This window comes from Campylobacter sp. BCW_6466, assembly GCF_001762835.1.
Classification (GTDB): domain Bacteria; phylum Campylobacterota; class Campylobacteria; order Campylobacterales; family Campylobacteraceae; genus Campylobacter_D; species Campylobacter_D jejuni.
The window spans coordinates 53,974-73,944 of sequence record NZ_MJXO01000072.1; the positions used below are offsets into that span (position 1 = coordinate 53,974).

Sequence of the window (19,971 nt, forward strand, 5' to 3'; positions counted from 1 at the left end):
TATTTAGCATTATAAATTTATAGCTTAGATAAATTACTAAAGGCCAAGCCAATAAAAACAAAGCATGTAACATTTTTTCTCCTTAATATGCGTGATCATCGTTTGCGATTTCTTCGCGTGTAATTTTTACTTTATCCATTGCATTCCAAACATAGATAATATAAGCTAAAACAAAGGGTACAAGTAAAGACACATAAGCCATGACGCTTAGAGTATAATAGCTTGAACTTGCATTTTTTAAAGTTAAAGAACTTTGCAAATCACTTAAAGATGGGTAAAAAGCACTTTGACCTAAACCAATGCTTGATAATAAAGCAAAAACTGTTAAAACCGTTCCAAGTCCTAGGGTAAAAATAGCTTTAGAGCAACCTTTTGCTCCTTGAATCATACCTAAAAGCACTAAAATCACACCGATAGCAAGCAAGATAGCAAAAATCATTTGATTTAAGAAATTATATAAATACAAATTCGCACTCATGCTTACAGTTCCATTGGCATCTACGCTAAAACCATCTTTTAAAAAAATCCACGCTAAAAAACCTAAGAAAAAAGGTAAAAACAAAATGCTATTGATCATAAGTTTTTTCATAGCTCTTATTTTGATATTCTCATCATTGATATTGTTCATAAAATACGCTGCGCCTAAAAGCCTTGCTAAAAATACCAAAGCTAAGCCTAAGAGATAATTAAAAGGATTGAGTAAAAGTTCTAAGCCGTGCAAAGGGTTTTGCCAAGAAACAAAATTATGCTCATTTAAGATAAATTCAGAACCGCTAAAAAAGCTACTTACTGCAACTCCGATTAAAAATACCCCTAAATATCCATTGATTTTAAGAAAAATTTCATAGGTTTTAGAGCCATAAACATTATTTTCTTTTTTACGATACTCATAAGCCACAGCTTGTAAAATAAAACAAAATAAAATACAAAGCCAAGCCCAATAAGCTCCGCCAAAACTGGTACTATAAAAAAGTGGAAAAGCTGCAAAAGCTGCTCCGCCAAAAAGTACGAGAGTTGTAAAACCAAGCTCCCATTTACGCCCTAAAGAATTGACTAGCATGGTTTTTTCAAGCTCATCCTTGCTAAGCTCATCGATTAAAGTCTGTCCACCTTGGACAAAAAACATAAAAACTAAAAGTCCACCGAGCAAACTTAAAATCAACCACCAATAAATTTGCAAACCTTCAAGTTCTAAACCAAAAAACATTATTTTTCTCCTTTGCCCATAAGTGGAGTATGTCCTGCATGTGCGTCAAAACCTTTTTTAATCTGAGTAAGTATTATTTTAACTTCTGCAATCAATAAGGCTGTAAAAAGTACTGCAAAAATCCAAAATGAAATTTGAACATTGACTTTTCCAAGTTGTGTTGCTGCGATATGTACGGGAAGTAAGTCTTGAATTGCCCAAGGTTGTCTGCCTACTTCAGCAACAATCCAGCCTGCTTCAGCGGCGATATAACCCAATGGAATGGATAACAAACACACCCAAAGTACTTTTCTAAATTTCTCAATATCATTTGCCATAGTAAGATAAAGTGTAACAATGAAAAGTAAAAAGAAAAAACTTCCTAAAGCAACCATAATATGAAAGCTATAAAAAGTTAAAGCCACAGGCGGAATAGTATCACTTGGTTTTTCTAAATATCCATAACCAAAATCTTTAAAATGAGTTTCTAAAATAGATTTGTGATTTGCCATAGCTATTGTATCATTGTTTTCTTTAGCAAGTTTATAGTCTTTTAGAGCTTGTATAGCGATTTTTCCTCTATCGATACGATTTTGCATAGGTTCTATACCTTTGCTTTCATTTCCATAGATTAAATCTTCAATTCCTGGAACAAAAGAATTTGGATCACGGTTTCCTAATATAGAAAGAGCGTAAGGTATAGTAATGTCAAATAAAAACACACTTTCGTTATTGTCTATGGTTTTTTTAGGGTTTAAAATTCCAAAAGGCACAAGTCCTGCACGATGTTCACCTTGATAAACCCCTTCCATAGCTGCAAGTTTCATAGGTTGAGTTTGAGTTACACGGTAAGCACTTTCATCTCCGCTGAAAAACAAAAAGATTGAACAAACCAAACCAAAACTAGCTCCTACAACTAAGCTTTTTTTAGCCTCGATAATATGGCGTCCCTTTAACATAAACCAAGCTGAAATTCCTATTACAAATAAAGCTGAAATCACATAACCGCTGCCTATGGTATGTAAAAATTTTGAAATAGCCACAGGAGAAAGTGCTACTTCAAAAAAGCTTTGCATTTCATTTCTTGCTGTATCAGGGTTAAAGCTCATTCCTACAGGATATTGCATCCAACCATTTGCCACTAAAATCCAAAAAGCAGAAAGATTGCTTCCTATAGCCACACACCAAGTTGAAAGTAAGTGAAAACCCTTACTTACTTTATCCCAGCCAAAAAACATAACTGCAAAAAAAGTAGCCTCTAAAAAAAATGCCATAATACCTTCAATCGCCAAAGGTGCACCAAAAATATCTCCCACAAACCAGCTATAATTTGCCCAGTTTGTTCCAAATTCAAATTCCATTATAATACCTGTAGCTACACCGATAGCAAAATTTATAGCAAATAATGAAAGCCAAAATTTGGTGATTTTTTTCCATCTTTCATTTTTAGTTTTTACATAGATAGTCTCCATGATAGCAATGATAAAAGATAAGCCTAAGGTTAAAGGCACAAACAAAAAATGATAAAGTGCAGTTAAAGCAAACTGCGCTCTTGACCAATCAACGCTACTAAATTCGTTCATTTATTTTCCTTCGAGTGTAAGATTTTTGAGTACAAAAGTGCTTTTTTCTTTGTCGCTTTTAAAAATAGAATTAAAATTTACATCAAAAACAAAAAGTTTTAAAATCACAAACATAACAAAAAGTTTGATAAAGATAATTTTCCAAAGGGTCTTTCCAAGAGTTAAATTTTTAAAACCTTCTTTGTAAAAATTAAAAATTTGAGAAATACTAAAATATAAGTGTTTAAGATACATGTAAATTCTACCTTTAAAAACAACAAAATAAAACATTTTAAGGAGCGGAAAATTATAATGAAAATTATGTTATTATTTTCTTAAAAAATTTAAATACATAATCAAGGTTTTTAATGCAAAAAATTAAAGTTTTTATGTTTTTTATGATTTTTTTCTTTAATGCATGTTCTTCTAAATTTTGAAAATGTAAATCCTTTGAGGTGTTCATTTGGAGAATTTGAAGATACTCACTCTTTAAAACTGGATTTTGAACCTATTTTTCCTACCAATCAAGAAATTCCAAGTTTAATTAGCAATGCTGATTTAGTACTTATTACTCCTATTTACCCCACCTTTAACTAGTAGCATCAACAATAATGCAGTAAGACAACTTGCAAGTGGAGCAAACCCCTTAGATATCTTGATGATACAAGAAATAGGAACTTTACTAAGAATAGCCACTCCAATAGGACGCCATGTGCAACAAAGTGGAACGCCTATTGATGAATATGAGTAGAATTTGAGGACTCTTTCAAGACCTGATAGGGTTTTTAATTTATTATTCTCGCGTTGATGTAGGAGCTAATCGTGTAAATTTAGCTATAGTTTCAAGACCCATTATAGGAATTCGCGATGGAAGTGATGCTTTTTTTCAATATCTATGTTTTAGCCAATGAAGGAACAGATGTAGGAGCAATTATCACAGCCCATAAATACACATTTTGTAAATATACCTCAAGCTAACTGGATGATAGCAGGGGATTTTAACCGTGATCCTTCTACTATAACAAATACAGTGGATAGAGGATTAGCAAATAAAATTAGAGTGGTTTTTCCAACTAGTGCAACTCAAGCAAACGGAGGGACTCTTGATTATGCAATTACAGGAAATTCAAATAGACAACAAACCTATACTCCACCGCTTTTAGCTGCGATTTTAATGCTTGCAAGTTTAAGATCTCATATAGTTTCGGATCATTTTCCAGTAAATTTTAGAAAATTTTAGGACATTTAATATGAAAAAAATTATTACTTTGTTTTTTATGTTTATAACTTTAGCCTTTGCAACTCCTACTGGAGATTTGAAAGATTTTACCGAAATGGTTTCTATAAGAAGCTTGGAAACGGAAATTTTTTTAAGTGCCTTTAGAGATATCTCAAAAGATCCTATTGATCAAAATTGGAATATTAAAGAAATTGTTTTAAGTAATGAGTTAAAACAAAAAGATAAATTAGCTAATGAACTTCCTTTTGGTTATGTGCAATTTACAAATCCAAAGGAAAGCGATCTTTGTTTGGCCATCCTAGAAGACGGAACCTTTGGAGCAAAATCTTGTCAAGATGATCTAAAAGATGGTAAATTAGAAACTGTATTTTCTATAATGCCAACAGCAACTTCAGCTGTGCAAATTTGTTCTTTAGTTTTGGAATCTGATGAATGTATGGTAACTTTTTAATCCAAATATTCCTACACAAAAACGCTTTAGAATAGCCCCTTGCACCTTAGATCCTAATTTTTTATGAAGTAAACGAACTAATGACTATAACTCCACCTTTAACAGCTTCTACCCCTTTAGAATAAGATTTTTTATTATTCTATTTTTATATTTATTTAATATTTATGATATTACAAAAATACACAAAATAATCAATAACAACACAATATAATTTACTTTACTCTATAATTTTTTTATTTTAATTTAATTTTTTGTTACAATAAATTTATACATAAATAATTATCAAGGAGGAAAAATTGGAGCAAATTTTAACATGGCAACAAGTTTACGACCCTTTTTCAAACATTTGGCTAAGTGCTTTAGTGGCATTTTTACCTATACTATGTTTTTTAGTTTGTTTGGTTGTTTTAAAACTTAAAGGTTATCAAGCAGGTTTTTTAACTGTTATACTTGCTACTTTGGTAGCTTTATTTGCCTATAAAATGCCTTGGAATTTAGTGGGCGCAAGTTTTATTCAAGGCTTTACAAATGGTATGTGGCCTATAGCTTGGATTATCATTGCGGCAATCTTTCTTTACAAACTTTCTATCAAGTCGGGTTCTTTTGAAATCATTAAAAAAAGCGTGATGAGCATTACTCCAGATCATAGAATTCAAGTGATTTTAATAGGTTTTTGTTTTGGTTCATTTTTAGAGGGTGCTATAGGTTTTGGTGGCCCTGTGGCTATAACTGCTGCACTTTTAGTAGGACTTGGTTTGCGTCCTTTGCAAGCTGCAGGACTTTGTCTTATCGCAAATACCGCTCCTGTTGCTTTTGGTGCGGTGGGAATTCCTATTATTGCTATGGCAAATCTTGTCGGCATAGAACAGCATTCAGTTTCTGCCATGGTAGGTAGAATGCTAGTTCCTTTAAGTCTTACTATACCTTTTTTCATAGTTTTTTTAATGGATGGATTTAAAGGCGTTAAAGAAACTTTTCCAGCTATTTTAGTTGCGGCACTAAGTTTTACAACTACTCAATTTTTAAGCTCAAATCACTTAGGAGCAGAATTACCTGATATTATCTCAGCTGTAGTTTCTTTAGCGGTTACAACTGTATTTTTAAAATTTTGGAAACCAAAAAATATTTTTAGATTTGATAATGAAAGCAATTTCACTCAAGATAACACTCTAAGCTTTAATCAAATTTTAAAAGCTTGGTCGCCTTTTATTTTACTCATTGTTTGTATTATCATTTGGACACAACCTTGGTTTAAAGCTCTCTTTGATAAGGATGGAATTTTAAGCTATACAAGCATTACTTTACAATTTAGCAATATCACAACTGGAATTTTAAGCCCTTCTATCACAGGCATAGGAGAAGCTAAGCCTTTATCTTTGGCTTTAGGTATAGATTTAATCAATGGAAAAACCGTAGCTCAAGCAGGAACAGCGATTTTGCTTGCAGCTTTTTTAAGTATAGCTATTTTAAAAATCAAAGCTGAAGATGCAGCAGGATGCTTTTGGGCTACTTTAAAAGAAATGGCTATACCTTGTATCACCATAGGTTTAGTTGTGGCTTTTGCTTTTATTTCTAAAAATAGTGGTATGAGCACTACTTTAGGACTTGCTTTTGCACATACAGGTGATGCTTTTTCTTTCTTTTCACCAATCATTGGCTGGATAGGGGTATTTTTAACAGGCTCTGATACAAGTGCTAATTTACTTTTTGGAACCTTGCAACAAGTAAGTGCTCAAAAACTAGGTGTTAGTGAAGCTTTATTTTTAGCAGCTAATTCAGTAGGTGGGGTCGTTGGAAAGATGATCAGTCCACAAAGCATTGCTATAGCTTGCGCAGCAGTTGGACTTGTAGGAAAAGAATCTGATCTTTTCAAATTCACATTAAAATATTCTGTAGCTTTTATTATTTTAATAGGAATTTGGACTTGCATTATAGCTTTTTTCTTACAAGAAATCATCCCTGAAGTTATAGTGAAATAATTAAAAAATTTAAGTTTTGCTTCAACAAATATTCGTTTTTAGAATATTTGTTGGAAAATTTACTTTGCTTTTATTTTTATAGGATTAGAATATTTATCCTAAATTATCCCAAAAGGAGAGATCATGAAAAAGGTGTATTTTTACGCCACATGCTTAGGAAGTACTGCTATGCAACAAAGCGTTTTAAATGCAATAAAACTTTTAAGGCGTGAAGGTATTGAAGTGATTTTTAAAAAAAATCAAACCTGTTGCGCTCAACCTTCTTTTAACTCAGGTTATTTCGATGAAAGTCGTGAGATTGCTTTATATAATGTGGATTTATTTGATAAAGATTACCCCATCGTTGTGCCAAGCGGATCTTGTGCGGGTATGATGAGTCATGACTATAAAGAACTTTTTAAAAACAAACCTGAATTTTCTAAAGTCAAAGATTTTAGCTCTAGAGTCATAGAACTTTCACAATACCTTGATGAAGTTTTAAAAGTAGATTATGAAGATAAAGGTGCACCTATAAAAGTAACTTGGCATTCTAATTGCCATGCTTTAAGAGTGCAAAAAAGCATACAAGCGAGTAAAAATCTTATCAAAAAACTAAAAAATGTAGAATTAGTAGAACTTCAATACGAGGAAGAATGTTGTGGTTTTGGCGGAACTTTTTCAGTAAAAGAGCCTGAAATTTCAAATGCTATGGTAAGAAGTAAAATTAAAGATATACAAAATAGCGGTGCAAAATATCTCATCAGTGGCGATGGAGGTTGTCTTTTAAACATAGATGGCACAATGAAAAGAATGGGTTTAGATATAAAAGGCATACATTTATATGACTTTTTACTTAAACGCTTGGAAGGAGAAAGACTATGAGTCAAAAAATTCCTCACGAACAAATCGTTCAAATTAAACTCAATGACAAGCAAATGCAAGAAAATTTAATGACTGCCATGCATACTTTACAAAAAAATAGACTCAATGTTATTGATGCTAGATTTAAAGACTGGCAGGGTTTAAGAGCTAAAGCTAAACAAGCTAAAAACAATGCCTTAATGAGTTTAGAAGAAAGGCTTTTAGAATTTGAAAAAAATGCTACAAAAAATGGCATTAAAGTGCATTGGGCAAGTAGTGATGAAGATGCCTGTGAAATCGTCTATGAAATCATGAAAGAAAAAAATATTACCAAGCTTTTAAAAGGTAAATCTATGGCAAGCGAAGAAATAGGCCTAAATCACTACCTAGAAAAAAAAGGTTTAAAAGCTATAGAAACCGATCTTGGAGAGCTTATTTTACAGCTTAATGAAGAGCCTCCTTTACATATAGTTGTACCTGCTATACATAGAAACCGCCATGAAATCGGAGAAATTTTCAAAGAAAAATTAGGAGCGAATTTAGAAAACAATGAACCTGAAAGTTTAAATGCGGTAGCTAGAGAGCATTTAAGAAAAGATTTTGAAGGCTTAAAACTTGGACTTAGTGGGGTCAATTTTGCCATGTCAAGAGAAGGAGCTTTTTGGCTTATAGAAAATGAAGGAAACGGTAGAATGTGCACTACAGCACCTGATATTCATATCGCACTTTGCGGCATAGAAAAAGTCATGGAAAGCTTTGAAGATGCGGCTACTATGGTTTCTTTACTCACTCCTTCAGCCACAGGACAATTTATACCAACTTATAATAATATCATTACAGGCCCTAGAAAAAATGGGGATTTAGATGGTCCTAAAGAAGTGCATGTGATTTTATTTGATCACAATCGCTCTAAAATGTTAGCTCATGAGGATTATTATGAGGCTTTGCGTTGTATTCGATGTGGGGCTTGTATGAATTTTTGCCCTGTTTATGATCAAATCGGCGGACATGCCTATCAAACCACTTATCCAGGACCTATAGGAGAAGTAATCAGTCCTAATATTTTTGGTATAGATCATACAGGAGATATTTTAAATTTCTGTTCACTTTGTGGGCGTTGTTCTGAAGTTTGTCCAGTGCAAATTCCTTTGGCTGATCTTATTCGCAAATTAAGATGTGATAAAATAGGACAAGGTAAAAATCCACCTTTAGGAGCAAATAATGTTCATCGCAATGCCTTAGAAGCCTTTGCTTTTAAACAATTTAAAAATATCGCAACCAATGGCAATAAATGGCGTTTTTCACTTTCAAAAGCACATTATTTCAACTGGACGGTACAAAATTTCGCAAGCGTTTTACCTGTGATTAAAAAATGGCACGCTTTTAAAGAATTACCTCAAATTAAAATGGATCTTTATAAAGAAGTGCAAAAACTAGAAGGAGTAAGCTATGAGTAAAATCGATGAAATTTCAAGCAAAAGTAAAGCAAGTATTTTAGAACATCTTAAAAAAGCTTACAAAGAAACAACGTTCACACGCATTGAAAGTATAGATCCTGTAGAACATATCCAAACCACCCAAGATATGCTTGCAGAAATGAAACAAAAAATGAATGATAACAAATACATCGTTGAAAATGCTACAAAAGATACCTTAGAAGAAAAAATCAATGAAATTATCGCAAAATATGACTTTAAAAGTATGATTTATGGGCTAGATTTAAATTTAAATTTAGAACAAATCAAAGCAGAAAAAAAGATTTGCTTTGATAAAGAAATCGAAAATTTAAGATCTGAGGTTTTTCATAGTGATTTTTCCATCATTCATGCAAGAGCAGGGGTAAGCTCTCACGGAGTTGCACTTGTACCTTCAAGCAAAACTCAACCTAGAATGCTAAGCCTTGCACCTAAACTTTGTATAGTGCTACTTAAAAAAGAAAATGTTGTTAAAAGTCTTAGCGAGGCTTTAAATTTGGTAAAAAAAGAAAATGAAATCTTACCTACTAATATCTTATTTATAGCAGGGCCTTCAAGAACAGCAGATATAGAACTTATCACTATTTTTGGTGTTCATGGGCCACAAATTGCACATATTATTATTTACTGATTCTATACTAGAATCAGTAAGTCTTAATTTTTAATATTAATTATATATATTTTTTATATTATACAAATATAAATAAAATAAATAATTTTCAATTAATAATATTTTAATAAAATATAATATTTCACTCAAATATATGAAATTAATTTTAAATACAAAAATTAAAGAAGGTGCTTTTGGATAAACTAATTCCAACTTGGAATGAAAAATACAGTATTCATGACACAATGATTGACATTCAACACCAAAAACTTTTTGAACTTGCAGCAAAAATAGAAAATATGGTTTATAAATTTGTTCAAAGAGATGAGTTAAAAGAAATTTTAATAGAACTTTTTAACTATAATAAAAGAACATTTTAGCAACGAAGAAGATTATATGCAATAAATTCACTATCCTTGTTTAAATGAACACAAAATCATGTATAAAATATCGTTCATGATATGTCTTATCTTATACAAAACATAAAAACCACTAATGATTTAAAAGAGAAGCTTTACACAGTTTCTAAAAAATTGCTTTTAGAACATATACTCTATGAAGATATGAAAGTTGAACAATACAGAAGATCTTCTTTAGCTTCTGAAGATGATGGGGAAGTAAGCTTTGAAGAAGTCAAAGAAGAAAAAGATGATGAAAATGTAGTTTATCTTTATACATGTGAATGCGTAGGACAAATGCATGATGTACCTTTTGGAATTCATCAAAAATTCAACTTAAGGGTGTAAAATTTAAATGTAAAAAATGTAAAGAAGCCATACAGTTTTATAAAAAATATTCAGAAAATTTCTAATTAACTATTTATGCGTTAAAATAATAAATAAAGTATAAGTTAGTCAAAGAAGGAAATTTAATGGATAAAAAATAAAATATTTTATTTTGGATAAATTTGACTATTCCTATCCTATACTAACCAAAGATACAAAATGCTCATTTTGTGAAAATTTTTTCCCAATAGAATATAGCTCAAACTTAAAAACAATAGAAAAAGAATGTCCATTTTTCAATAATAAAATGGACATTAAACTTAAAAACTAAGCCTTAGTTTTACTTACAATATTAATAATATTTGAAGCCACTTCATCAGCAAGCTCTAAATGAGAAGTAAAGCCTACACAAGAACAATTAATCTCGCCTAAAACATATTTATCATTGCCCTTTTCATCAGTATCTAAAATAAAATCAGCCGTCCAAATCAATGGTAAGTCGTAATTGCCTAATCTTTCCCTTACCTTAGGAAGCTCGCCTAAAAACATATCCACCAAAGTTTTCCAATCTTCTGGCTTATCATAACGATATTTTGCCCCACTAAAAAGCGTAGCAGAAAAAGCATCGGCATCTTCGGCTGGTTTTTTATGTACTACATTTACAGGAGTGTTATAAAGCATTAAAAGTCTGATTTCACCTTCTTTAATGCGCGGTAAAAAAGTCATATCCACAAGCATACCATTATCACCTATGATATATTGCTCACAAAAATCCATAAATTCCCCAAGCTCTCTATGTTCTACATGATTATCCTTAGCTTCCGTACACTTGATTTTTGTGTTTAAAGGCAAACTATCTCCACTAACGCTACCCTCTACACTCACACGCCAAATTCCCTCTCCTGTAGAGCCACGATTTTGCTTTAAAACCCTTTCACCTTTAGCCAAACTTTTTGGAAAATTTTCTTTAAAAGTCTTAATATCATAGTAAGCATAAGTATCGCTTGGAACAAGATCAGTATCTGCTAATTTTGTAAGTGCATCTTTAGCACCATAACCTATCATAGCATCAGGATGAGGCATACCTACAAGCCTATCGGCACAAAGTTTTCTTAACATATCAAAATACTCATTTTCTTCTTTAAGATTGCCAGGATTGATGCGAGAAACATAACCATCAAAATTTTCTTTCACATATTTGTAAATTTCATCTTTTTTACTCACTTCAAAAAAAATCACCTCAGCATTCCAACCCTTAGCTTTTAAGGCATTTACCATAGGTATAGTATCTTTTCTATAACCATCTTCACCTTTATCACTCCCACCTTTAACTTCAAAAAAAACAATATTTTTTTTCATTATTTTACTCCTTATCTAAAATATAAATAATTATTGCATAAAAATATTACAAAAATTAAATAAAAATATTTATATATTTTATCTAGCGTTTATAAAACTGCTATTAGTCTTATAAGCGATTTCGATTAAGCTTTTACTTATCAAGTTTGATGCTTGTCCTTCTAGGCGGTTAAGAAATTTATCAATCTTATTTTCTTCTTTCCAAACGGGATTTGAAACATTAGCAAGTTTTTCAAGCTCCTTTTTAGCATTTTCATAATTACTAAGCTCATCTATAAGACCAAGCTCCTTAGCCTTGGCAGCTAAAAACACTCTTGCATTTGCCCATTGATCTTTTTTGTTAAGATCTAATGCTCTTTCCTTAGCAACAAAACCTGTAAAAAGATCATAACTTTGATCTATTAAACCCTGTAAAAAATTTCTTTCATTCTCATTCCAAGCTCTTGCAAAAGTTCCAGCACTTTTAAATTCACCTGCTTGAATAGTTTGTTCTTTAATACCGAGTTTATTAGCCAATCCACTTAAATCAGCTCCTTGCATAATCACACCGATAGAGCCTATAAAACTTGCCGGATTGGCTAAAATTTTATTGGCTCCAACTCCTGCTAAATAACTTCCGCTTGCCATAGTTCCGCTTGCATAGACAAGCACGGGCTTTTTAATTTTTAAATCCTTTATAGCTAGAGCTAGTTCCATACTAGGAGCAAAAGCTCCACCAGGAGAGTCTATAACAAAAAGCACTCCTTTGATATTGCTATCATTTTTAGTATTGATAATTTTTTCTAAAACCGCAGAGCTATCAAAAATTTCACCCTTTAAATCAATACGTTCTAAATTTGCAAGGTTGGAGCTTGAATTTGCACTAGACATTAAAATCCATATAACAATCAACAGTAAAACAAAGGTTTTAAAATAAGTATTGATAAATTTTATACCGCATCCTAAAGCCTTAAAAAATGATTTTAAAATTTGCATTCTTTTCCTTTTATAAATAATTTATCCACTTCCTTAGCATTTAAAATAAACTGCAAAGGAGCTTGCTTTTTATCACATTCTCCTAGCTCAAATACGCTAAAATCAGCAATTTTACCTTTTTTAAGCTCTCCTAAATTTAAATTTAAAGCCTTTGCAGGATAAAGTGTTACCATTTGCAAAAGCTTAGAGGCTAACTCTAATAAATCAAAATTCTTATGTATAAGCAAATTCGCGCGCATTTCATCAAGTAAGGACAATGAAATATTTGAGCTAAGTCCATCGGTTCCTAAATGGATATTCAATCCACTTTTTAAAGCTGTTTTTAAATCTAAGCTTTTTTGACTTAAAAGGCGATTTGAAAATGCGCAATGTGTAATAGAATGTAAATTCTTATCTAACCATTCATATTCTTTTAGATAAACACAATGTGTAAAAAGAGTCCTTGCTCCTTTAAAGAGTTTAGCAAAATCCTTTGCTGTATAAAGAGGCTTAGGGTGAAGTGTAAAATTTTCAAGCCATTTTTTAAAACCCCCTTTAGACTCTCTAAGCCAGATATTTTCAGTCTTACTTTCTAAAAAATGCGTACTAACTAGTAAATTTTGCTTTTTAGCTAAATCAAGAGCAAAATAAGCCAAACTAGGATGAGTTGAATAAGGAGAATGAATCGAAATTGCTGGAATAAAAAAATCATTTTTAAATTTCAAAGAATTTTCAAATCTTTTTAAAAATTCTTGTTTTTTATCTTCAACTTGATTTTCATTTGTACCCAAAATTTCATTAAAAAATACTATACGCATACCCTTTTGACTAGCCTTTAAACAAGGATCTAAATCACTCCCAAAACTTGAAATTTCACCTATAGTGCCTATACCGCTTTTTTGCATTTTTTTAATGCTTTGAAGTATTAATTCTTCTTTGGCCTGTGCATTTAACATAGAACGAGAATTTATAACACTTTTAAGCCAAATTAAAAATTCTCCAAAATGTAAAGTTGTTGAATTTGCACTAAATTCTAAGTGTGTGTGAGGATTTATAAAAGCAGGTAAAATAACCGAATTTTTAGGTGTTTTGATGATTTTAGCCTTGGGATATTTTTTTCTTAAATTATCCAATTCACCCAATTCTAAAATTTTATCTTCAAAAACAAAAGCTTGATTTTCTAGTATTGTAAAATCTTCATCGCATAAAAAAAGATATCTTGCAGCAGCTATAAACACGATTTTCCTTTCAAAAATTACATTGTAGCAAAAATTTATTTTTAAAATGTTATAATAAAAGGTTAAAAATAAATTTTTAAGGTTAAATCCATGAAAATAATGATTATCCAAGGCCCAAATGTTAATATGCTTGGCGTAAGAGAAGTGGGAATTTATGGTGCTATGAAAATGGAAGAAATTCATGAGCAAATGAAACTTGCAGCATCGCAAAACAATGTAGAACTTGACTTTTTCCAAAGTAATTTTGAAGGTGAAATCGTAGATAAAATTCAAGAATGCCTTGGAACAGTTGATGGAATTATTATCAATGCAGCAGGTTATACTCATACTTCAGTAGCTATTCGCGATGCTATTGCAGCAGTAGCTTTGCCTACAATTGAAGTGCATATTAGCAATGTTTATCGTAGAGAAGAATTTCGTCAAAAAAGTCTTATAGCACCTGTATGTTCTGGAACTATTGTTGGTTTTGGTCCTTTTGGCTATCACTTGGCTTTAATGGGCGTAATTCAAATTTGCGAACAAATAAAAAATTTGCGCGCGATGCAACAAGCACAACAAACGAATAAATAATAATGCTAAAAATTCAAGGAGTAAAACACTTTGAAAAAAGTCGTTTTTTTCCTTTTTTTAGTCAAAATATACGATCTTTTAAATATTTAGCCCTTATAGGCTTAGGAAGCAATATAGAACCTGAAAAAAAAAGATTTGATATGCTTTTTCGAGTAATGATGGATGATAAAAGATTTAAAATTTTATCCACATCTCCTATGTTGATAAATGAAGCCTTTGGTTTTAAAGAGCAAAAAGATTTTACCAATGCTGTTATGTTGATACAAACTAATTTGCATGCACGAGCACTTTTGAAAGTTTTACTTTATTATGAAGTAAAATTTAAACGCAAGAGAACTTTCAAAAACGCTCCTAGAACGCTTGATTTAGATCTTTTATACTTTTCACAAAAAGTCAAGCGTGATAAGTGGTGTGAGGTGCCTCATAAAGGGGCTAAAGAAAGAGTGAGTGTAATTTTGCCTTTAGGCATGATATAAGGAATATAATATGGGACAACTTATACATACTTTTACTGTTGAAGATACAGAACAAATTATACCCAAAGTAAAAGAAGATTACGGAGATAAAGCTTTAATTATAACAAATAAACAAATTCGTCCTAAAACCTTAAATCGCAATGCACTTTATGAGGTTATGGTAGCCATAGAAGAAAGCGACTATGAAGAACACTTAAAAAAACAAGGGAAATCTTTACCTGCAAAAAAAAGCTCGCCAAAACCATCTTCTACCTCTCTTGCAGAAGAAAAAATTAGATCTCAAATCCCTCAAGAAGATGAAGATGTAGTCTTGGATTTCTCAAATACTCGCTTAAATAGAAATTTAAACACTGTAAAAAACAATGACTTAACTAAAAAAACCTATCAAGATTTTCCACAAAACAAAATCAACCCTCATCAAAATAAGACTCTAGACTTTGATGATTTTAAAGAAAAGCTAAGTGAAGTTAGTAATGAAATTTCTAAAGTCACAAACACACCTTTAGAAAATTACACCCCTAATCTAAATTATAATAAAAAAATAGAAAATTTTGAAAAGCAATTTGAAAAACAAATCAACAAGCTTAACGATAAAATAGATCTTCTTGCAGATATGATGTGGGACGATAAAGCCGAAGCTAGAAAAAATCTTATGATACCTCCTGAATTTGCAAGTATTTATAAACAAGCCAAAGAAAGTGGAATGCTTGAAAATCATCTAGAAGCGATTATGAAGGCAACTATAGAAAATATGCCAGCTGCTATGAAAACCAACAAAGATGCGGTTCAAAGATATTTTCACTCACTTTTAAGAAATATCTTGCCTTGTCGTGTTGAAAGCGATATAAAAAAACAAAAAATCATGATGCTAGTAGGCCCAACAGGAGTCGGAAAAACAACAACCTTAGCTAAGTTAGCTTTTCGCTATGCTTATGGAGATAAGCGTTATAAAACAGGTATTATTACGCTTGATACTTATAGAATCGGTGCGGTTGAGCAACTTTTTCAGTATGCAAAAATGATGAAACTTCCTATTATTGATAGCATAGAACCAAAGGATTTAGATGAAGCGATAAAAAGCTTAAATAATTGCGAAGTAATTTTGGTTGATACTATAGGAAATTCACAATACGATCAAAGTAAACTTTCTAAAACTAAAGAATTTTTAATGCACTCAAATGCAGAAATTGATGTAAATTTAGTGGTTTCTGCAAACACCAAACATGAAGATTTAATGGAAATTTATAAAAATTTTTCATTCTTAAATATTGATACTTTGATTATTACTAAATTTGATGAAACAAAGGTTTTTGGAAATATCTTCTCTCTTATTTATGAAACGAATATTCCTCTAAGCTTTTTCTCTACAGGACAAGAAGTGCCAGATGATTTAGAAGTAGCCAATAGTGATTTTCTAGTTCATTGTATTTTAGAAGGGTTTAATAAAGGAAAAAATAATGAATAACCAAGCAAATAAACTTCGCAATCTCATGAGTCAAAATGGAACCAAAAAATCCCAAAACACTCATTTTATAGCTATTACAAGTGGAAAAGGTGGCGTTGGAAAAAGTACGATTAGCGCAAATCTAGCCAATGTTTTAGCAAATAATGGCTATAAAGTTGGGCTTTTTGATGCTGATATTGGCTTGGCAAATTTGGATGTCATTTTAAATGTACGCATACAAAAAAATCTCTTGCATGTTTTACGTGGAGAATGCTCCTTGGAAGATATTTTAATAGAAGTTAAGCCAAATTTATGGCTCATCCCAGGCGAAAGTGGAGATGAGATTTTAAAATATAATGATAAAAATATTTACGAGAGATTTTTAAATCAAGCAAGTATTTTAGATGAGCTTGATTTTCTTATTATCGACACAGGCGCGGGTATTGGTGGAAATATTTTAAATTTTTTAGAAATGGCTGATGAAGTTATAGTAGTAACTGTTCCTGATCCTGCAGCAATCACTGATGCGTATGCAACCATAAAAACAACTTCTAAGACAAAAGAAAATTTACTAATGCTCTTTAATGTTGTAAAAAATGAAAATGAAGCTTTAAAAGTTTTTGAAAATATTAAAAAAGTTGCAGATGCAAACATTAAAAATCCTTTAAATTTAGAATTCTTAGGTCATTTAAGCGCTTCTAAAGATGTAAGTGGTAGTATTAAAAAAAGAACTTTATTTAGCGATGAAAACACAGCCTCAAGTGATGAGCTTAAAGCCCTAGCTTCCAAGCTTTTATATAGATTGGAACGGAAAGTGCTTGATAATGTTTCAAATCGTAGTTTTTCAAGTTTTTTTAGAAAAATTATTGAAAGATTTTAGCAATAAAGAGAAGAGATTATGAGGCCAGAAAATTACGTAGCATTTTTCACTGTTTGTGGATTTTTTATAGGACTTGCATTTAGCATTATTAGTATAGATGAAGCCTTTGATATACTGATTTTTACTTGTTTTATTACTTTTATGTTTTATGTTTTTGTTCATATTGCTATTATGAATTTTATAGATGTAAAGAAAATTAGTGGCAGAATCTTTAATAAACACGATTATGAAAAAACTAGCAATAATATTATCAACGATTTAGTTATTCGTGAAAAGAAAATGGATATAATTTTAGAAAAGCTCAATGAAGAAAGAGAAGAGCTAAAGAAAAATGAATCCAAAGAAAGACGAAGAAATGCTAAAAGAGCCGCCTAAAGCTTATGCACAAATGCTAAAGAAAGAGCAAGATGAGCTTGTGCTTTCTTACATGCCAGCCCTACGTGCTATGGCTTTTAGACTAAAAGAACGCTTGCCTTCAAGCATAGATGTTAATGATCTTATTAGCATAGGCGTTGAAGAAATGATAAAGCTTTCACGCCGTTACGATAAAGAACAAAATGATAACTTCTGGGGTTTTGCAAGAAAAAGAGTTAATGGCTCTATGCTTGATTATCTTAGAAGTCTTGATGTAATGAGTCGCAATAATCGCAAAATTATTAAAGATATTGATGCAATCATGGATGAATATTTCCTTGAGAATGAATGCGAACCTGATGATGAGTATCTAGCCAAAAAACTTGATTTAGATGTAGAAAAAATCAAAGAGGTAAGAACAGCTCATGCTATTAGCTATACCCTGCCCATCGATGAGCAAATCGAACTTTATAACGAAGACAATACTTTAGAAAAAATTGAAAAAGAAGAACTTTTAGAAAAAATTCACAAAGTGCTAGATGATCTTAAAGAGCGCGATCAGTTAATTATTCAGCTTTATTATTATGAAGAATTAAGCCTAAAAGAAATCAGTGAAATTTTACAAATCAGTGAAAGTAGAATTTCACAAATTCACAAAAAACTCCTTAAAAAACTTAGAGAAAGGCTAGTGTAATGGCTGAGATACTTTCCCAAGAAGAAATTGATGCCCTGCTTGAAGTTGTCGATGATAACACCGACACACCCATAGCCTCAAATTCAAAAGATGAAAAAGATGAAAGAAATATCGTTGTATATGATTTTAAGCGTCCCAACAGAGTTTCAAAAGAACAACTTAGGACAATCAAAGGCATACATGATAAATTAGCAAGAAATTTAGCCTCTCAAATTTCATCGATGATGAGAAGTATTGTTGAAACTAAACTTCATTCAGTCGATCAAATGACTTATGGAGAATTTTTAATGTCTTTACCAAGTCCAACAAGCTTTAACGTTTTTTCTATCAAACCCTTAGATGGAAACTGTGTTTTAGAAATCAATCCAAGCATAGCTTTTCCTATGATAGACAGGCTTTTAGGTGGTCAAGGTGATAGCTATGAAGCTTCGCGTGAGCTTACGGATATTGAGCTTAATTTGCTTGATTCTATTTTGCGTATCATTATGCAAAGACTTAAAGAAAGCTGGGCTACTGTAACTGAAATTTATCCTAGTATTGAAGCTAAAGAATCAAGTCCAAATGTTGTACAAATCGTATCTCAAAATGAGATTGTTATCATGGTGGTAATGGAAATCATCATAGGAAATTCAAGCGGAATGGTAAATATCTGCTATCCTGTAGTGCATTTAGAAAGTATATTAAGCCGTTTGGCAAACCGCGATATTATGATGGGTGAAACCTCAGCCAAAAAATCACGTAACAAAGAACTTAAAACTTTAATCGGTCGTGCTGAAGTGGTATATGAGGCAATTTTAGGAAAAACCTTAATTAATGTTCATGAATTTTTAGAACTTAAACAAGGCGATATTTTAAGGCTTGATAGAGAAGCAGATGATAAAGCTATAGTAAGCATCGATAAAAAAGATGTTTTCTTAGCACAAATTGGATTGCATCGTTTTAGAAAATCTATTAAAATTTTAGAACTCATACGCACAGATAAAGATGAAATCAAAGAAATTTTGGAAAAATACGAAGAAGAACGTAAAGCTAAAGCTAGTGTTTATGATGAGCCTGAAGAGGAGGATGAAGAAATATGATCAATGATTTTTTAAAAATGTTTACAAATGAATGCATCAGCACCATTGAAGGTTTAACAGGAAAAAGTGCTGAATTTAGCGAATATAAAGAATTTGATGTCAATGCAAGTGATACTTTAAAAGCACCTTTAGTGTATGCTATATTTGATATAGCAAATGGTGGAAAAATAGGAATTTTAGCTGGTGCTGTTTTAATGAGTGCTATTGGTGAATGGATGATGGGTGAAGAAGAGATCACCAAAAACGATAAACTAGGTCCTGATGAAATGGATGCAGCTAAAGAAGCTATCCAAAACATCGTTTCAGCATTTTCTACAACCTTAGGAGCCCAAAAAGACATTCCAAAAATGGATTTTAGTATAGAATCTTGTGAATTTGTGCCTGAAAGCGTAGATTTTAAAGATTTTAAAAAATTATTTTTATATGATGTAAAAATAGGCGATTTAGAAGAACAAGTTTCTTTAGCCATGGATCAAACACTCCATAACATCCTAAGCGGGAAACCTGCTGAAACAGGAAATGTAAGCACTGATTCTAATCACAATACTGAAGAAAAAACAATCATGCTTAGCGAAGAACTTAAAAATATCAATCTTATCATGGATGTACGCTTACCTGTTCGTGTGCGTATAGGCAATAAAAAAATGCTTTTAAAAGATGTTTTAACTATGGATATAGGTTCAGTTGTAGAGCTTAATCAACTTGCAAATGATCCGCTTGAAATTTTAATCGGAGATAAAAGAATTGCTTATGGTGAAGTAGTAATTGTCGATGGTAACTTTGGTGTTCAAATCACAGAAATCGGATCTAAAAAAGAAAGATTAGAGCAATTAAGATAAAATTACTCTATAAATT

At 31.5% G+C, this 19,971-nt stretch carries 19 protein-coding genes and 3 pseudogenes; 16 read left to right on the plus strand and 6 right to left on the minus strand.

The window, feature by feature from the left end; translation table 11 throughout:
* Positions 1–82: 82 nt before the first annotated feature.
* The 3 genes from cydB to AJ887_RS07920 are packed head-to-tail and all read right to left on the minus strand — an operon-like array spanning position 83 to position 3,003.
* Complete coding sequence (gene cydB / locus AJ887_RS07910) at positions 83–1,207, minus strand: cytochrome d ubiquinol oxidase subunit II (RefSeq protein ID WP_002860923.1); 1,125 nt, start codon at positions 1,205–1,207, stop codon at positions 83–85.
* Entirely contained in the window at positions 1,207–2,769 is a 1,563-nt protein-coding gene (locus AJ887_RS07915) for a cytochrome ubiquinol oxidase subunit I (RefSeq protein ID WP_070210683.1), read from the minus strand. The genes cydB and AJ887_RS07915 overlap by 1 nt, the downstream gene beginning before the upstream one ends.
* Positions 2,770–3,003, minus strand: a complete 234-nt coding sequence (locus AJ887_RS07920; RefSeq protein ID WP_002851632.1) for a DUF4492 domain-containing protein — start codon at positions 3,001–3,003, stop codon at positions 2,770–2,772.
* A gap of 159 nt (positions 3,004–3,162) precedes the next feature.
* Here AJ887_RS07920 and AJ887_RS07925 point away from each other — a divergent pair, with 159 nt between their 5' ends.
* The 8 genes and pseudogenes from AJ887_RS07925 (at position 3,163) to AJ887_RS10510 (ending at position 10,154) form a co-directional block, all read left to right on the plus strand.
* Positions 3,163–3,345, plus strand: coding sequence for a toxin (locus AJ887_RS07925; RefSeq protein ID WP_070285061.1), 183 nt, complete (start codon positions 3,163–3,165; stop codon positions 3,343–3,345).
* Positions 3,346–3,361: 16 nt separating this feature from the next.
* A pseudogene (locus AJ887_RS10300) lies at positions 3,362–3,988 on the plus strand (cytolethal distending toxin subunit B family protein); the annotation flags it as partial.
* A 10-nt stretch (positions 3,989–3,998) separates the two neighbouring features.
* Positions 3,999–4,564: pseudogene (locus AJ887_RS07935) on the plus strand (cytolethal distending toxin subunit A).
* 171 nt (positions 4,565–4,735) lie between these two features.
* A complete protein-coding gene (locus AJ887_RS07940; RefSeq protein WP_070285063.1) occupies positions 4,736–6,418 on the plus strand; it encodes an L-lactate permease in 1,683 nt (560 codons plus the stop codon).
* Between the two features lie 120 nt (positions 6,419–6,538).
* Entirely contained in the window at positions 6,539–7,279 is a 741-nt protein-coding gene (locus tag AJ887_RS07945; RefSeq protein WP_079860088.1) for a (Fe-S)-binding protein, read from the plus strand.
* Positions 7,276–8,715: a LutB/LldF family L-lactate oxidation iron-sulfur protein gene (locus tag AJ887_RS07950; RefSeq protein WP_002860914.1), complete on the plus strand. Its 1,440-nt coding sequence runs from the start codon at positions 7,276–7,278 to the stop codon at positions 8,713–8,715. Before AJ887_RS07945 ends, AJ887_RS07950 begins: the two co-directional genes overlap by 4 nt.
* Positions 8,708–9,364, plus strand: coding sequence for a lactate utilization protein C (locus tag AJ887_RS07955; protein ID WP_002932947.1), 657 nt, complete (start codon positions 8,708–8,710; stop codon positions 9,362–9,364). The genes AJ887_RS07950 and AJ887_RS07955 overlap by 8 nt, the downstream gene beginning before the upstream one ends.
* Positions 9,365–9,537: 173 nt before the next feature.
* Positions 9,538–10,154 (plus strand): annotated as a pseudogene (locus AJ887_RS10510) (bacteriohemerythrin).
* 241 nt (positions 10,155–10,395) lie between these two features.
* Here AJ887_RS10510 and AJ887_RS07975 read toward each other — a convergent pair.
* The 3 genes from AJ887_RS07975 to AJ887_RS07985 all read right to left on the minus strand — a co-directional run bounded on the left by AJ887_RS07975 (position 10,396) and on the right by AJ887_RS07985 (position 13,619).
* Positions 10,396–11,427, minus strand: a complete 1,032-nt coding sequence (locus AJ887_RS07975; protein WP_070210679.1) for a Cj0069 family protein — start codon at positions 11,425–11,427, stop codon at positions 10,396–10,398.
* Positions 11,428–11,505: 78 nt separating this feature from the next.
* Positions 11,506–12,402 (minus strand): signal peptide peptidase SppA, encoded by an 897-nt coding sequence (gene sppA, locus AJ887_RS07980; RefSeq protein WP_070210678.1) that lies wholly within the window; start codon positions 12,400–12,402, stop codon positions 11,506–11,508.
* Positions 12,390–13,619 carry a metal-dependent hydrolase gene (locus AJ887_RS07985; RefSeq protein WP_070210677.1) on the minus strand — a complete coding sequence of 410 codons (1,230 nt, stop codon included), beginning with the start codon at positions 13,617–13,619 and terminating at the stop codon, positions 12,390–12,392. The genes sppA and AJ887_RS07985 overlap by 13 nt, the downstream gene beginning before the upstream one ends.
* 90 nt (positions 13,620–13,709) lie before the next feature.
* On the opposite strand from AJ887_RS07985, the gene aroQ reads away from it, so the two are divergent.
* From aroQ to fliY, 8 genes are read left to right on the plus strand one after another with little or no spacing between them, the layout of a single operon-like run.
* The gene (gene aroQ / locus AJ887_RS07990; protein WP_044779361.1) at positions 13,710–14,189 is read left to right on the plus strand and encodes a type II 3-dehydroquinate dehydratase; all 480 of its coding nucleotides are present in this window, start codon (positions 13,710–13,712) and stop codon (positions 14,187–14,189) included.
* A gap of 2 nt (positions 14,190–14,191) precedes the next feature.
* Positions 14,192–14,665, plus strand: coding sequence for a 2-amino-4-hydroxy-6-hydroxymethyldihydropteridine diphosphokinase (gene folK, locus AJ887_RS07995; RefSeq protein WP_002851803.1), 474 nt, complete (start codon positions 14,192–14,194; stop codon positions 14,663–14,665).
* Between the two features lie 10 nt (positions 14,666–14,675).
* Positions 14,676–16,130, plus strand: a complete 1,455-nt coding sequence (gene flhF / locus AJ887_RS08000) for a flagellar biosynthesis protein FlhF (RefSeq protein WP_044779360.1) — start codon at positions 14,676–14,678, stop codon at positions 16,128–16,130.
* Positions 16,123–16,989: a flagella biosynthesis ATPase FlhG gene (gene flhG, locus AJ887_RS08005; RefSeq protein WP_002854691.1), complete on the plus strand. Its 867-nt coding sequence runs from the start codon at positions 16,123–16,125 to the stop codon at positions 16,987–16,989. Before flhF ends, flhG begins: the two co-directional genes overlap by 8 nt.
* Before the next feature lie 18 nt (positions 16,990–17,007).
* On the plus strand, positions 17,008–17,364 hold the full coding sequence (locus tag AJ887_RS08010; RefSeq protein ID WP_002854547.1) for a hypothetical protein: 357 nt from the start codon (positions 17,008–17,010) through the stop codon (positions 17,362–17,364).
* Complete coding sequence (locus AJ887_RS08015; protein ID WP_032603269.1) at positions 17,345–18,037, plus strand: RNA polymerase sigma factor FliA; 693 nt, start codon at positions 17,345–17,347, stop codon at positions 18,035–18,037. The genes AJ887_RS08010 and AJ887_RS08015 overlap by 20 nt, the downstream gene beginning before the upstream one ends.
* Positions 18,037–19,116, plus strand: a complete 1,080-nt coding sequence (gene fliM, locus AJ887_RS08020) for a flagellar motor switch protein FliM (RefSeq protein WP_002851710.1) — start codon at positions 18,037–18,039, stop codon at positions 19,114–19,116. The genes AJ887_RS08015 and fliM overlap by 1 nt, the downstream gene beginning before the upstream one ends.
* Positions 19,113–19,955, plus strand: coding sequence for a flagellar motor switch protein FliY (gene fliY, locus AJ887_RS08025; RefSeq protein WP_070210676.1), 843 nt, complete (start codon positions 19,113–19,115; stop codon positions 19,953–19,955). The genes fliM and fliY overlap by 4 nt, the downstream gene beginning before the upstream one ends.
* The last annotated feature ends 16 nt before the right edge of the window (positions 19,956–19,971 follow it).